We start from the raw sequence: 14195 nt of genomic DNA, 5'->3' as shown, positions 1-14195 counted from the left end.
ACGAGGGCGGGCGCCGTCCAGCGTCCCCTTGAGACGGAGCCCTGCCCTACGGCCGGCGGGTCAGTTCGCGAGATCGGGGAACTGGTCGTCACGCCACTCGGCGCCCTCGCCGCTCCCGGTGGCCCGGTCGTTCTCGCGGGCGCGGAGCTCGACCCGGCGGATCTTTCCCGAGATGGTCTTGGGCAGCTCGGCGAACTCGATCCGCCGGACCCGCTGGTAGGGCGCCAGCTTCCGGCGGGCGTGCCGCAGGATCGAGTGCGCGGTCTCCCTCGTCGGCTCGTGGCCGGGGGCCAGCGAGATGTACGCCTTGGGGACGGCGAGCCGCACCGGGTCCGGGGCGGGGACCACGGCGGCCTCGGCGACCGCAGGGTGCTCGATCAGCACCGATTCCAGCTCGAACGGACTGATCTTGTAGTCGCTGGCCTTGAACACCTCGTCCGTCCGGCCGACGTAGGTGATGTACCCGTCGGCGTCGACGGCGGCCATGTCGGCCGTGTGGTAGTAGCCGCCGGCCATCGCCGCGGCCGTGTGCTCCGGGCCGCCCCGGTAGCCGCGCATCAGCGGCAGCGGCGCCTCGGAGAGGTCCAGGCAGATCTCGCCCTCACCCGGGCCGTCGAGCGGGCGTCCGCTGACCGGGTCGACCAGCACGACCGGCACGCCGGGCAGCGGGCGGCCCATCGACCCCGGCCGTACCGGGGAACCCGGAGTGTTGCCGATCTGGGCGGTGGTCTCGGTCTGCCCGAACCCGTCGCGGATCGTCACGCCCCACGCGCGGCGCACCCGCTCGATCACCTCGGGGTTGAGCGGCTCTCCCGCCGCGGCCACCTCGCGCAGCGCGGCGGGGCGCTCCCCCAGGTCGGCGTTGATCAGCATGCGCCACACCGTGGGCGGCGCGCAGAACGTGCTGACCCTGTGCTCGCGCAACCGCCGGAGGAGCGCGGCGGCGTCGAAGCGCCGGTAGTTGTGGACGAACACGGTCGCCTCGGCGGTCCACGGCGCGAAGAAGCAGGACCACGAATGCTTCGCCCACCCGGGCGAGGAGATGTTCAGGTGCACGTCACCGGGCAGCAGGCCGAGGAAGTACAAGGTGGTCAGGTGCCCCACCGGATAGGAGACCTGCGTGTGCTCCACGAGCTTGGGACGCGAGGTCGTCCCCGAGGTGAAGTACAGCAGCAGCGGGTCGCCCGGGGCCGTGCCCGGGTGGGCGATGGGGACGTGCTCCCGCTCACGGGCGCCGCGCAGGTCGGCCCAGCCGGTCGCCTCGCCCACGCTGACGCGGCCGTAGTCGCCGGGCACCTGAGCGAACCGCGCGGTGTCCGCGGCATTGCAGATCACGTGCCGCACGCGGCCGCGCGTGATCCGGTCGGCGAGGTCGGCGGCGGCGGCCGCGCCGGTCGTGGGCACGATCACCGCCCCCAGCTTCATGAGCGCGAGCGTCGACTCCCACAGTTCGACCTGGTTGCCGAGCATCAGCAGCACCGGGTCCTTCTTGGCGACCCCGTGGGCGGCCAGCCACGCCGCCAGCCGGTCGGAGTCCCGTGACATCTCGGCGAAGGTGCGACGCGTCGTGGACCCGTCCTCCTCGGCGACGATGAGCGCGGGACGGTCGTTGCCGCGGGCGACGGCGTCGAACCAGTCCACCGCCCAGTTGAACCGGTCCCCCAGCTCCGGCCAGCGGAACTCCGCCACCGCGCGAGGCAGGTCCTCGCGCAGCGCCAGCAACCGGTCCCGCGCGGCCCGGTAGGCGTCGGTCACGTGCATCGGACGCTCCTTCGTCTCGATCCACCACTGGTGCCCCACCCGTGCGCGCGTCGCGCCCGGGCCAGACCATCGTGCGGGAAGAGCGGCCCAGAACTCCACCCTTCCGCGCTTCCGTGCCCGGTCTCGGCCTCCGCGAGGGCGTGACACGCGCGGGGTCAGCGTGAGGGGCGGGGTTTGACGATCCACAGGCCGGTGCCGTACATCGCGAGGCCGAGCGCGATGAAGGCGGCGGCGACCGGGTAACGCAGGCCGGGGGACATGTAGGTGGCCAGGAACCAGCTGTGGCGGAGCATGCCGTCGGACACGAAGACGGCCGCGACGACGCCCTGCGGGACCAGCGGGATGGCGCCGAAACCGAAGCACCACCAGGCGATCGTCCTGCGCGTCTTGGGCAGACCGTCGAAGCGGGACTTCACGGTCGCCTGCGGCTTGCGGCCGGTCCGCATGACGTCCAGCAGCTCGGGGCCGTGCGAGCGCAGCCGCCGCTCGGCCAGCAGGCCGAAGCCCCAGGAGCACAGCGCCCCGGTCACGACGCCGGCGGCCACGCCCGCCCAGCCGTACCGCAGCGCCACCAGCGCCGCGGGCGCACCGGTGACGATCACCAGGGCGAGCATGAGGTAGGCCAGCCCGGTCAGCCCGCCGTCGTCCTCGCTGGTGCGCAGCGGGTTGCCCGCGCGGCGGTGCGGGTCGGTGCCGGGCACGAGCCCGTACACCGAGACCAGCGGCACCAGCCCGGCCGCGCCGCCCAGCAGGGCGAACAGCAGCGCCAGGACCAGCGGCCACGGGCCGCCCGTGATCGCGGCGCACACCACGGTCAGCACGACCGCCACCGGCGCCTGCGCCGACAGCCAGGCCAGCTGCCTGCCGCGCACGTCGCTCGCGCCGGGGGTCATCAGCGTCAGCCACAGCGCCGTGCCGTCGGTCCCGTAGAGGTTGGACGCCATCGCGGCGGCCATCACGACGAAGATCGGCCCGGCGTAGGGCAGCATGCCGTCCCAGCCGAGGATCAGGGGGCTGGCCGCGAAGCACACGCCGTAGGACAGGGCGAAGGTGAGCTGGTGGTTGCGCACCAGGTCGCGCGACCAGGTGCGCAGTTCCTTGGCGACGATCGCGCCGGTGGCGGTGGCCGCCGTCATCGGGCGCCTGCCCCGCGCGGAGGTGCGCGCCGCGCCCGCGCGCCGGGCGAGCAGCGCCGCCCACGCGCCGAGGAGCAGCAGCACCAGCACGGCCAGCGCCGCCAGCGCCCACCAGTCGCCCCGGGCGGCGAGCAGCCCCCAGCCGGAGGGCAGGTAGCGGACCTCGGACGGCACGCCCGTCTTGCCGAAGGCCCAGAAGAAGACCCAGATCTGGCCGAGCGCCGCCAGGATCGCGCCGTTGAGCACACCCGAGGCGATCGCGCCGAGCCGTGACCGCAGCGCCAGCCCGACCACCGCCACCGCCACCTTCGACAACAGGACGAACACGGCGAGTTGCAGCACGATCGCGGGCACGGCGACCAGGGCGTTGACGACGCCGAGCCGCAGCCCCGAGACCAGCAGGCCGAGCAGCGCGCACAGGCTAACCAGCGGCGCGACTCCGACGAACGCCGCCACCAGCAGGCCCGCCGCCAGGCGGCGCGGGGGCAGGCCGAGCAGGGAGAAGTACTCCGGCCGCAGGGTCTCGTCGCCGCCGCCCATGAAGACCGGGCCGAGCATCCAGCCGAGCAGCCACACCGCGTACCCGGCCGCCAGCAGGTCCGGGTACGCGAACGCCAGGTACACCGTGCCGGCCGCCAGCAGCACGCCGAGCGCGGCGCCCGTCGCGGCCGTCTGCGCGCGCCCGCCGCGGTAGGCGTGGCGCAGCACGGCCACCTTCATGTGGGCCATGGTCAGCGCGACAGCCACGACAGCTCCTTGACCCCGTTGTCCTGGTCGCCGACGAGCGCGACGAAGGTGTCCTCCAGCGAGCGCGCGCCGCGCACCTCCTCCAGCGTGCCGGCGGCGGCCACCTTCCCCTTGTCGATCACGGCCACGTGGTCGCACAGCTGCTCGACCAGCGCCATCACGTGGCTGGACAGCACGATCGAGCCGCCGCCCGCGACGAAGCCGCGCAGGATCGTCTTGATGGTGGCGGCCGACACGGGGTCCACCGCCTCGAACGGCTCGTCCAGCACGAGCAGCCGGGGCGAGTGCAGCAGCGCGGTGGCCAGGCCGATCTTCTTTCGCATGCCGGTCGAGTACTCGATGACCAGCGTCTTCTCGGCCTCGTCCAGCTCCAGCACGTCCAGCAGCTCCTCGGCCCGCCGGGTCACCACGTCCTTGGCCAGGCCGCGCAGCAGGCCCAGGTAGGTGAGCACTTCGCGTCCGGTGAGGCGCTCGGGCATGGCCAGGCCGTCGGGCAGCACGCCGACCATGGCCTTGGCCCGCCCGGGGGCCGACCACACGTCCTCACCGAAGATCCTCGCCGCGCCGCCGTCGGGCCGCAGCAGGCCGACCGCCATGGACAGGGTGGTGGTCTTGCCGGCGCCGTTCTGCCCGACGAGCCCGAAGAACGAGCCCTGCGGGACGCTGAGGTCGATGCCGTCGACGGCGAGGTCGCCGCCGAATCTTTTGGTGAGCCCGCTGATCTCCAGCGCTGGCGTCATGCTGTGCTCCGGGGGACGAGAGAGGAGAGGATGGGCGGTTCGGTGGCCCAGGCCGCCGCGTTCGCGACGGCGATCATTTCAGCAGGTATCGGGCACGTCGTCGATGGCGCCGCCCTGTCCCGGACAGGAACCGGCCTGTCCCGGACCGCGGCCGGCCTCGGCCCGGGGTCGCCCGAGACGGCGATCAGGCGGTCCCACACTCGGACGGCAGACAGGCGTGCGGTGAGCGGCCGCCGACGGGTTCGATGGTGAGGCGGTACCCTGCGTCCGCCAGGTGCTCGTCGGGACGTCGATCACGGACGGGTCGGCTCATCCGGCCCGGCGCGCGTGGAAGCCTGCGGTCGTGGAGCCGTACACTTGCCCGCAGTGGGGTGCCGCGTCGGAACGCCCCATCGGCCGATCCGGCCCCATGGCGCGTACCGACTACGCGCATGGGAGCCGTGATGACCTCTTCTAATCCAAGGCCCACTCTTGTCGTGGGAGCCCGCGGAAGCGTCGGCAGGTGCGTCCTCGAACAGCTTCTGGCCCACGGGCTTCCGGTCCGCGCCTCCGCACGGCGTCCCGAGCCGGGGCGGTTCCCCGACGGCGTCGAGGTGTTCGCCGCGGACCTGACCGATCCGGCGAGCCTTCTCCCGGCGTTCGAGGGCGCCGGGCAGGTGTTCCTCTACGCGAGCCGGAAGGGCGTCGAGGGTGTCGTCCGGACCGCCCGCGCCGCCGGTGTGGAGCGGGTCGTGCTGCTGTCCTCGGGCAGCGTCATCCACCCCACCTCGGCGGGAAACCTCCTCACCGAAGGTCACCGCGAGGTCGAGGCCGCGTTCGTCGCCGCCGGGGATCCGATCGTGGTGCCGATCCGCCCACTGGTGCTGGCCACCAACACGCTGGCCTGGGCGTATGCGATCCGGGACATGGGAAGTCTGCCGCTGTACCAGCCTGATGCGCTGACCGCTCCGATCCATGAACGGGACGTCGCCGCCGTCGCGTGCGCGGCGCTGACCGGCGCCACCACGCCGGCGCTGAGCGGAATGCTCACCGGCCCGGCCCGGATATCCCAGCGCGACCAGGCCGCCGCGATCGGCCGCGCCGTGGGCGCCCGGATCCCGGTGCGGGCGCTGTCCCGCGACGCCGCGCTGGAACGCTTCTCATGGTTCATGCCGCGAGAGGAGGCGGAAGCGGTGCTGCGCTACCTCGACGACGCCGCCGCCGGAAACTCGCCCGCGACCTCCACCGTCCAGGACGTCCTCGGACGTCCCGCGACCGGTTTCGACCAATGGGCGGCCGACCACGCGGACGAGTTCCGCTGATGCGGCCGATGAAGCCCGCCTGCCCCGGCTCGAAACGTGGCGGCCGGCACGAACCGCCGGCCGCCACGTGCCGTAGCAGGCGGCGCCCAAGTTCACGGCCATACCCTCACAGTCACAGCCCCCGGTCGGCCACGACAGGGCAGAGCGAACCCCATGGATGGGACTTTCAGCTCATCTCAGCGGTACGTCACGTCTCTCCTAGAAGTCGAACTCGCCCTTCTTGGCCCCATCGACGAAGGCGTCCCAGACGGCGGCGCTCACCACGAAGGGCTCCTTCTCCGGCGCCTCGGTATCCCGAACCCCGACCCTCCCACCTGACAACGGAGCCACCTCAAGACAGTTCCCCTGGTTGGACCCGCTCTTCGTCGCCTTGCGCCAGGCGGCGGTCCTCAGTTCGTCTTTCAGGTCCACAGTTTCTCCGCCTCTCTGATCAAGCCAACGGACAGATGTTCCGGCTGCGCTGCGGCTCGGAGCATGTCATACCTGCTATGGATCGCTTCGACGTCCTCTGGATTGTCCGTCACGTTCCCATGGGTCGCGGATTCGATATACACAGTATCCGGGCTTCCCGAGATCTGGGCGATCGCAAATCCCCCGAGAAGCCCGGTGGTGACACCCAGCGCCAAAGGAACGATCTGGATTCCGATCCGCGGGGACTCTACCGCTTCGAGCAGGCGTCGAAGCTGGGAATGCATGACCTTCTTCCCACCGATCGGACGGTGGAGGACACCTTCGTCAAGAAGCACACGAAGCATAGGCGAGTCAGGACGGTCGAAGATCGCCTGGCGTTCCATTCGTGCCATGACCGCCCTCTCCACCTGATCCTCAGTGATGCCGGGCTCACCCCGTATCACCAGATCGGCATACTCGTCGGTCTGTAGAAGCCCGGGGAAGTACAGAGGCTCCCAAGAGTGCAGAGCGTGCGCCTCCTGCTCGACCTCAAGCCAGTTACGAAACCACCTCGGGCTCGCGCCCCGTGTCAGGCGCGCCCAGAGCCGGACGAGTTCTCCGCCCGAGCCGACCGCGTCGTCGTAGCGCTGCATGAAGTTCTGGCTCGGCGTTCGCTCACCTCGTTCGATGTAGCCCACCAGGCTTTGACTGAATTGCGTGATTCGAGCCACGCGCTTCTGCGAGAGATCAGCCCTTTTCCGGTGCTTGCGCATCTCGACGCCTAGATAGACGAGCGGCTTGACGGCCGGGTCGGGGTCGGGGGGTACGGGCATCTGGGCTCCCTCAGGTGCGAGAAATCACTACTCCGCCAGCACAACGAGCACGCCGGAAACACAAAGTGTCCCGGGAAGTGACTGGCCTTCTGCCGCACAAAGTAGCTGCTCAGCGGCACCCTGAGAGGCGAATCGAGAAACTCCGGGTGGCCTGATCGAGACACTCTTCCCCTGTGCGCATTTATGACGCGGGCCGCAAAGAAACACCCGGACATGTCCGGATATAAGTGCAGGAGGCTGCGTGATCGAACCCGAGGAGAGAACACGGCGGCACGGGAAACATCGGCGAGGGGAACCGGCGGTGCGGGTGTCTCCACGTCGGTGGGATCTCTTCCAGCAGGCGGAAGCACGGCACCTCGACCAGATGGAACCCGCCTGGTGTGTCTGGTACGGGCTCGGGACCAGACACTTCTACGCCGTCGCCACCTGGACCACGCCCGAACCTCTGCTCGTCGAGGCGCGCACCGCCGGGCGGTTGCGTGACCTGATGCGCGAGGCCGAGGGGCCCGCGTTCTTCACACCCCCGCGCGGCCTGTCCGCGGCCTTCGCGAGTTCGCGAAGGCCCTCACCCCCAGGAGCCACCATGACCTCGACGCAGGACGGTGAGCGTGCCGTCCGCTGGGAACTTCCGCACGATCTGGCGTTGATCGGCAGAACCCGTGGCATGGCGCGGGAGGTGCTCGGGCACTGGGAGTTGTCCGTGCCGGTCGACGACGTGGTCCTGGTGGTCGGCGAATTGCTGGCCAATGCGATCCGGCACGGCGAAGCGCCGGTGACGCTCGTGCTGCGGGCCGTCGCGGGGCGGCTTCACGTCGAGGTCACCGACCACGGCCCGGCCATGCCCCGCTACCTGGACCTCGGTGTCGAGGCCGTCCACGGGCGTGGGCTGGGGATCGTCGGCGCGCTCGCGGACGAGTCAGGGGTGGACGGCTTCTCCGACTTCCCCGGCAAGATGGTCTGGGCGCGCTGGCGTCTCCTGCGGGGATCCGGGCCCGGCTGAGGTGGGGTCGTGCGGAGGCCGCCCCAGGGCCTGGGCGCGCAGTTGTTCCAGGATCGCCAGGCGGCCCTCGGCGTGGATGCGGGCGGTGGTGACGCGGCGCGGATGGCCGCGCATGAAGATGGCGGTGACGTGCGTGCCGTAGTGGATGTGGTCCTGGTCTCCTGGGGTGGTCCGGGCGGTGAGGGGGCGGGCGACGGACTGGAAGCCGGGTTCGTGGAAGTACGCCAGGGCGTGGCGATCGTGCGGGGCCGGCGGCACCTTGTGCGGGGTGGTCGGCAGTGCGCCGCCGGTCATGAACCGCATGATGTCGCCAGGGAAGACGGTGAGGACGCGCGGCACGGGCGGGACGTAGGCCCAGCCGTCGTCGTCCTCGTCCTTCTTGTCTTCCTCGTACGCCCCGGCCGTGCTCTCGCCGGCCGGCCGGTCGTGGCCGGGCCGCTCGCCGGGGACGGGCGGGCGGACGTACAGGCCGCCGGTGTCGTCGTGGGAGGCGATGACCAGCAGGCCGTGGTCGGTGTGGCCGCCGGTGCCGCGGTCGTCGCCCGGGGAGACCGCGGGGAGGCGCAGCACGCGCATGTGGTGCCAGCCGTCGTGGGTGAGGCGGGTGAACACGTCCAGGTCGGCCAGGCCGAGGCCGAGGGCGGTGAGCCGGAGCAGCCGCGTGCCGAGCGAGGTCAGGTCGTGCATGAGCACCGTCATGGCGCGCCGGTAGTCCTCGCCCGGCCAGGGGACGGGGCCGTGGCAGGGCCATCCGTCGCGCACCCGGGGGTCGTCGTCGGGCAGGTCCTTGCAGACGGTGAAAATCTCGGCGCTGTCGGCCCGGCCGGCGGTGACCTCCTCGCCGGAGGCGGTGTAGCCGCTGTAGCTCAGGTCGCTGACGTGGCCCGCCTTGAAGCCCTGCGGCCGGGCGAAGAACTTCCCGCTCTCGGCGTAGGCGGCGGCGACCAGGGCGTCCTGCCGGGGGCGGGTGGCGACCTGGAAGACGCCGTCCTCCTGCCACGCCCTGATCATGTCCTTCGCGAGCCGCGCGTCGGAGTCCTGCCCGGTGACGGACGCGGGGACCGTGAAGGTACGCAGTTGGGTCATCGTCCTCTCCTGGATGGGGCTTCCAGGATCAGGGCAGACCCCTCCAAATGACCCTATAGAGCGATATATCCGGCTGGGTAACGTCAAGATCGCAGCGGACGTCAGCGCGTGGCGGCGGTGGACGCGCGGGTGAAGACCAGGGACACGTTGTGCCCGCCGAAGGCGAAGGAGTTGGACAGGGCCGCCACCGGCCCGGCCCGGCGCGCGGTGCCGCGCACGTGGTCCAGCGCGCATTCCGGATCCGGCTCGTCGAGGTTGCGGGTCGGCGGCAGGAGCCCGGTGGACAACGCCATCACCGTCACGGCCGCCTCCGGGGTCGTCCCAGCCCCTGGCCAGGGCTCTCGCGTTGGTGAACCCGGCGATGGCCGTCGGGCTCAGGGGCGACTCCGAGCCTCCGCACACCACGACGTCGGCGTCGCCGGACCTGATCAGCCGCAGCCCCTCGGCCACGGCGTGCGCGCCCGCGGCGCACGCCGTGGCGATGGCCGAGCTGTGCCCCCTGATGCCGTGCTCGATGGCGATCCGCGCCGCCGCCATGTTGGGCAGGAATCCCGGCTGCAGGTAGGGGCTCGTGCTGTCCCCCGCCGCCCGCGGGAGAGCACGCCGGATCTGAAAATGCAGCCGCTGCGCGAGACCGGGTGAGCCGCCCGGCGTGACCGCGTCGTCCCACGGTCAGATCGACCGGAGCCCACGCCGGTCGATCTTGCCCATCGACGTGCGCGGCAGGGCCGCCATCTCCCGCACACGGTGGGGGACCTCGTAGGGCATGAGCCGCTCCCGGCAGGACGCGACGACGTCGGAGGCGGCCGTGCCGGCCCTGAGCACCAGCGCCGCGCGGACCTCCTGCTCGCCGAAGTCGTTGAGAGCCCCGTACACGCAGACCTCCACGACGCCCGGATGCGCGGCGAGGACCTGCTCCACCCGCTCGGGATTCACCTTCCTCCCGCCCACGTTGACGAAGGTGTCCTTACGGCCCGTGAGGAAGACGTGGCCACGCTCGTCGACCTCGGCGTGGTCCCCGGAGCGGTGGAAACCGTCCGGGCGCGGGCCTCCGGCGGACGTCCCCGCGTACCCGAGGAACATCGTGCCGGTCCGCCACAGCACGACCGGCCCGTCGTCCTCGTGCTCGACGCGGAACTCCACACCGTCGGCGACGGTTCCGACGCATCCGGCCGGCCACGGCTCCTCCCTGTCGTACTGGCAGGCGATCAGCCCGGTCTCCGTGCTGCCGTACACCTGGTGGACGGGCGCCCCGAGCCGCTGGACGGCCCCTTCCGCCACGTCCGGAGGCAGCGGGCCGCCCGAGGACAGGCTCAGCCGCAACCGGGTCCGGGCGCGGTCGCGCGGCAGCACGGTGTTCAGCATCCGGAAGAGGAGCGGGGTGCCCAGCAGGACCGTCGCCTCCTCCAGGCTCTCCACCAGGGCGCCGGTCGCGAACCTCGTCATGGTGCGCAGCGACGCCCCCGAGACCAGGGCCGTCGCCAGGCCCCCCACCAGCGGGAACGAATGCGAGAGCGACATCGGCGCCACGATGGTGTCCGCCGCCGTCACCCGGTGCGCGTCCCGGTAGAGCTCACCGCCGCGCAGGACGTTGCGCACGGTCTGGCGCGCGGCCTTGGGCCTGCCGCTCGACCCCGACGTCATCTGCAGGACCTCCGCGTCGCGGACGCGCCCGGACGACACCGTGCCGTCCAGGCCGTCCAGGCCCGCGCCATCCGCGAGCTCCGCGAAGGACAGGCACGTGTATCCGCGCGCGGACAGCGGCTCCACCGCCTCCGGCGGGCAGACCACCCGTCCCGAGCCGACCCGGCGCAGGACGGAGTCCTCGTCGAGCAGGTACGACGACTCGCGTTCGACCAGCGCGACGTCCGCGGCGGCGAGCGCGAACCCGAGGACGGTCGCGACCGACGCCACGCTGTTGTCCACCACCACGGTCACCGGGCCGCGGAAGCGCCGCCCGGCGACGCCCGCGGCCACCTTGTCCGCCAGCTCGCCCAGCTCCGGCCAGGTGACCGACTCCTCGCGGCCGCCGTGCGCCGACCTGACCGCGACGGCGTCCGGCGCGCGTTCGGCGTTGCGCCGCAGATGGCCCCGTACCTCGCTCACCATGACGGCCTCACCTCGCGCGGACTCTCCCAGGCTTCCCACCACGGTAATGATCCGGCAACGCTGCGCGCACCCGGCAGACTCCGGGGTCCGCGCGATGGACCTGCCCCGATGGCCATGGCCGGGCGCGCCGGGAGGCGGGCGAGCGCTCCCCCGGGCCCGCCGCGGCCCGGCGTTCCATCAGCTCGTGGCGGGCCTCGTGACGATGACGACGGTGGCGTCCGCCTCGCCGGAGACGGCCACGCGGGCGGGCAGGCCGTGACGGTCCGCGGTCTCGACGAGCCGGGGAGCCTGCCGTTCGCTGGTCTCGACCAGCAGGTGCCCGCCGGGGGCCAGCCAGCCCGGGGCCCCGGCGATCACACGCCTGAGGATGTCCAGGCCGTCGGCGCCGCCGTCCAGCGCCGTCATCGGCTCGTGGTCGCGCGCCTCGGACGGCAGCAGCGCCACCGCCGCGGTGGGGACGTACGGGGCGTTGGCCGCGAGCAGGTCGACGCGGCCCCGCAGCGTGGCGGGCAGCGGCTCGTACAGGTCCCCCTGGTACACCCGCGCGCCCAGCTCGGCGAGGTTGCGGCGGGCGCACCGGACGGCGGCGGGATCGAGGTCGGAGGCGTGCAGCTCGACGGGTCCGAGGGCCGCGGCCAGCGCGGCGCCGACCGCCCCCGAGCCGCAGCACAGGTCGACCACGACCGGCCGGGCGCGGGGCGGGGTGACGGCGAGGGCCTGGTCGACGAGGAACTCGGTGCGGCGGCGGGGCACGAAGACCCCCGGGCCGACGGCGACGCGCAGGCCGTGGAACCCGGCCCAGCCGACGACGTGTTCCAGGGGCTGCCCGGACACGCGGCGTTCCACCATGGCGGCGAGGTCGTCCGAGGTGCCGGCCGCGGAGATGAGCAGCCGGGCCTCGTCCTCGGCGAAGACGCATCCGGCGGCGCGCAGCATGGTGACGACGTCTGACGGGGAAAGGGAAGATGACAGCGACATGAAGGTCCTCACGGAGTGCCATGGGCGCTCCGCAGGTCACCTAGCCCAGGTGGACCCCACGGCCGAGCGGCGAGAGCACCCTGCCCGATCTGGCGGTAATGGGTCTCACCTCCCCGGTAGGTCCGTCGTAGGACAGGCAGATTACCCCACCCCGCCCCGCCCGCGCATCCCGGCCGCCTCCCGGTGAGAGATGCCGGGAGGCGGCCGGTGACACGGTGGAACGCCTCGGAGTCAGCGGGGGTCGCGTCCGCCGAAGGCGGCGAGGCGGTCGTACAGCGGGGCGTCCTCGGGGATTTGGATCCGCGGGCCGACGTGGCCGCCGTCCGCCTCGTCGGCGCGGTGCTCCGGCTTGAGGTTCGCCAGCCCCCACGCCAGGGCCGCCTCGCCGAGCTCGGGGTCGAGGCCGGTGGGCCGGCCGGTGGCCTTGGCGATGTCCCAGGCGTGGATCACCAGCTCGGTGATGTGCTGGCCGACGGCCCACTCGGCCGGGATCTCCCCGAAGGGCAGGCGGTGCGGCCGTTCCCGCGCGCCGGGGCCCCGCCAGGCGGCGAGCAGTTCCTTCGCCGCCGCGCGGTAGGCGCCGTCCCAGTCGTCGCCGATCGCGCCGGCGCCCCGGTGGTCGCGCTCGCCTCCGGCCGTGACGGCGGCGAACCGCCGCACCTCGTCCACCACGTGGGCGACCAGGGCCCGCACGTCCCAGGACCGGCAGGGGGTCGGCAGCCCGGCCTGCTCGGGCCGGACGCCCGCGATGAGGGCCCCGGTCTGGTCGAGCGCGCGCCCCAGCAGGGCGATCTGGTCTTCTGACGCGGCCATGTCCCTCCTTCAGCCGGGGAAGTGGATGCGCTGCTGGAGGACCCAGCCGTTGCCGTCGGGGTCGTTGAAGTAGGCGTGCGAGACCGTGGACTTGCCGGGCGCGGTGAGGTCCTCGACCTCGCTGACCTCCACGCCGCGCCCGGCCAGTTCGGCGCGCGCGGCGTGGATGTCGGGGACGACCAGGGTGAGGCCCTGCACGGACCCGGGCGCGGTGGGGAGGATGCCGGACCCGACGACGATCGAGCAGGCCGAGCCGGGCGGGGTGAGCTGCAGCACGCGGAAGTCCTCGCCGAACCGGTTGTCGTGGTCGACGGTGAAGCCGGCGAGCTCGCTGTAGAAGTGCTTGGCCCTGTCCACGTCGGCGACGGGGATCGGGACGGCTTCCAGCTTCCATTCCATGGTGGTCTTCCCTCCGGTCGAGCCCGCGCGGGCGCGCAGGCGTTGTTCGAGACGGTCCAGGCCCTCGGACAGGCCCGCGCGCATGCCGGTGCCGAGCACCGCGTCGCGGACGTCCTTGGACGGGTAGAGAACCGTGCAGGTCATGGTCGTGACGCCGTCCCGTTCCTCCAGGACGAGCGTGTTGAGCACCTCGGCCCCGCCGTCCCACGACTCGGTGGTGACCAGGCGGCCGGGCGGGTCGATCACGCGGTAGACGCCGCTGAAGCCCATCTCGGCGCCGTCGGGCCCGCTCCAGGCGAAGCGGTACCCGCCCCCGGGGCGCAGGTCGATCTCGCACACCCGCATGGTCCACGCCTTCGGCCCCATCCAGTGCGGGATGTGCTCGGGGCTGGTCCAGGCGTCGAACACGAGCCGCCGCGGCACGTCCAGCACGCGGGTGACGACGATCTCGCGGTCCGACGGCGTGGTGAAGGCCGTGCCGCCGCCGAGCCTACGCGCGATGTCCATCGTCGTCCTCCCGCTCCTTCAGGCGCCGCAGGTAGTCGTCCAGCCGGTCGTGGCTCTCGTCCCAGAACCGCCGGTAGGCCGCGGCCCATTCGGCGACGGCCTTCAGCGGCGCCGCCTCCAGCGTGCAGGGACGCCACTGGGCCTCGCGGCCGCGGGCGATGAGACCGGCGCGTTCGAGCACGCGCAGGTGCTTGGACACGGCGGGACCGCTCATCGCGAACGGCGCCGAGAGGTCCTTGACCGTCGCGGGGCCTTCCGCGAGGCGGGCCAGGATCGCGCGCCGCGTCGGGTCGGCGAGCGCGGCGAAGGTGACGCTCAGGGTGTCCGTTGCCATCTTCATCCAACCATTCGGCTATCTAACCGATAGGTTAAATACAGGGTGGCCCGAACCGTTG

14 protein-coding genes and 1 pseudogene are annotated in these 14195 nt (G+C 72.4%); 2 read left to right on the top strand and 13 right to left on the bottom strand.

The features are described from left to right. Nucleotides 1-60: 60 nt before the first annotated feature. The 3 genes from BJ982_RS26270 to BJ982_RS26260 form a co-directional block, all read right to left on the bottom strand. Nucleotides 61-1761 (bottom strand): AMP-binding protein, encoded by a 1701-nt coding sequence (locus BJ982_RS26270; protein WP_184884341.1) that lies wholly within the window; start codon nt 1759-1761, stop codon nt 61-63. Nucleotides 1762-1916: 155 nt separating this feature from the next. Continuing rightward, on the bottom strand, nt 1917-3644 hold the full coding sequence (locus BJ982_RS26265; RefSeq protein WP_184884339.1) for a hypothetical protein: 1728 nt from the start codon (nt 3642-3644) through the stop codon (nt 1917-1919). Beyond that, complete coding sequence (locus BJ982_RS26260; RefSeq protein WP_184884337.1) at nt 3629-4384, bottom strand: ABC transporter ATP-binding protein; 756 nt, start codon at nt 4382-4384, stop codon at nt 3629-3631. The genes BJ982_RS26265 and BJ982_RS26260 overlap by 16 nt, the downstream gene beginning before the upstream one ends. A 476-nt stretch (nt 4385-4860) precedes the next feature. On the opposite strand from BJ982_RS26260, the gene BJ982_RS26255 reads away from it, so the two are divergent. Continuing rightward, nucleotides 4861-5685, top strand: a complete 825-nt coding sequence (locus tag BJ982_RS26255) for an SDR family oxidoreductase (protein WP_184884335.1) — start codon at nt 4861-4863, stop codon at nt 5683-5685. 198 nt (nt 5686-5883) lie between these two features. On the opposite strand, the gene BJ982_RS26250 is transcribed toward BJ982_RS26255, so the two are convergent. Together BJ982_RS26250 and BJ982_RS26245 are read right to left on the bottom strand one after the other, a co-directional pair. Then, the gene (locus BJ982_RS26250; protein ID WP_203958790.1) at nt 5884-6096 is read right to left on the bottom strand and encodes a DUF397 domain-containing protein; all 213 of its coding nucleotides are present in this window, start codon (nt 6094-6096) and stop codon (nt 5884-5886) included. Beyond that, entirely contained in the window at nt 6087-6908 is an 822-nt protein-coding gene (locus BJ982_RS26245) for a helix-turn-helix domain-containing protein (protein ID WP_184884333.1), read from the bottom strand. The genes BJ982_RS26250 and BJ982_RS26245 overlap by 10 nt, the downstream gene beginning before the upstream one ends. 307 nt (nt 6909-7215) lie before the next feature. On the opposite strand from BJ982_RS26245, the gene BJ982_RS40595 reads away from it, so the two are divergent. After that, entirely contained in the window at nt 7216-7908 is a 693-nt protein-coding gene (locus BJ982_RS40595; protein ID WP_184884331.1) for an ATP-binding protein, read from the top strand. Here BJ982_RS40595 and BJ982_RS26235 read toward each other — a convergent pair. The 8 genes and pseudogenes from BJ982_RS26235 to BJ982_RS26200 all read right to left on the bottom strand — a co-directional run bounded on the left by BJ982_RS26235 (nt 7825) and on the right by BJ982_RS26200 (nt 14134). Continuing rightward, entirely contained in the window at nt 7825-8994 is a 1170-nt protein-coding gene (locus BJ982_RS26235) for a 2-oxoglutarate and iron-dependent oxygenase domain-containing protein (RefSeq protein WP_184884329.1), read from the bottom strand. The two genes, BJ982_RS40595 and BJ982_RS26235, sit on opposite strands and share 84 nt — an antisense overlap. Nucleotides 8995-9095: 101 nt before the next feature. Further along, complete coding sequence (locus tag BJ982_RS38620) at nt 9096-9296, bottom strand: hypothetical protein (protein ID WP_203958789.1); 201 nt, start codon at nt 9294-9296, stop codon at nt 9096-9098. Between the two features lie 82 nt (nt 9297-9378). Continuing rightward, nucleotides 9379-9531 (bottom strand): annotated as a pseudogene (locus BJ982_RS40985) (beta-ketoacyl synthase N-terminal-like domain-containing protein); the annotation flags it as partial. A 135-nt stretch (nt 9532-9666) separates the two neighbouring features. After that, nucleotides 9667-11142, bottom strand: coding sequence for a class I adenylate-forming enzyme family protein (locus BJ982_RS26225; RefSeq protein WP_184884327.1), 1476 nt, complete (start codon nt 11140-11142; stop codon nt 9667-9669). Nucleotides 11143-11280: 138 nt separating this feature from the next. Continuing rightward, a complete protein-coding gene (locus BJ982_RS26220; protein ID WP_184884325.1) occupies nt 11281-12081 on the bottom strand; it encodes a putative protein N(5)-glutamine methyltransferase in 801 nt (266 codons plus the stop codon). 231 nt (nt 12082-12312) lie between these two features. Then, nucleotides 12313-12894 carry a TIGR03086 family metal-binding protein gene (locus BJ982_RS26215; RefSeq protein ID WP_184884323.1) on the bottom strand — a complete coding sequence of 194 codons (582 nt, stop codon included), beginning with the start codon at nt 12892-12894 and terminating at the stop codon, nt 12313-12315. 9 nt (nt 12895-12903) lie between these two features. Further along, nucleotides 12904-13800, bottom strand: coding sequence for an SRPBCC domain-containing protein (locus tag BJ982_RS39665; protein ID WP_239122617.1), 897 nt, complete (start codon nt 13798-13800; stop codon nt 12904-12906). Then, nucleotides 13784-14134 carry an ArsR/SmtB family transcription factor gene (locus BJ982_RS26200; RefSeq protein WP_184884321.1) on the bottom strand — a complete coding sequence of 117 codons (351 nt, stop codon included), beginning with the start codon at nt 14132-14134 and terminating at the stop codon, nt 13784-13786. The genes BJ982_RS39665 and BJ982_RS26200 overlap by 17 nt, the downstream gene beginning before the upstream one ends. Nucleotides 14135-14195: the final 61 nt, after the last annotated feature.

This window comes from Sphaerisporangium siamense, assembly GCF_014205275.1.
GTDB classification, from domain to species: Bacteria; Actinomycetota; Actinomycetes; order Streptosporangiales; family Streptosporangiaceae; genus Sphaerisporangium; species Sphaerisporangium siamense.
Note: the sequence above shows the minus strand (reverse complement) of the source record. Positions and strands in the feature narration are given on the sequence as shown.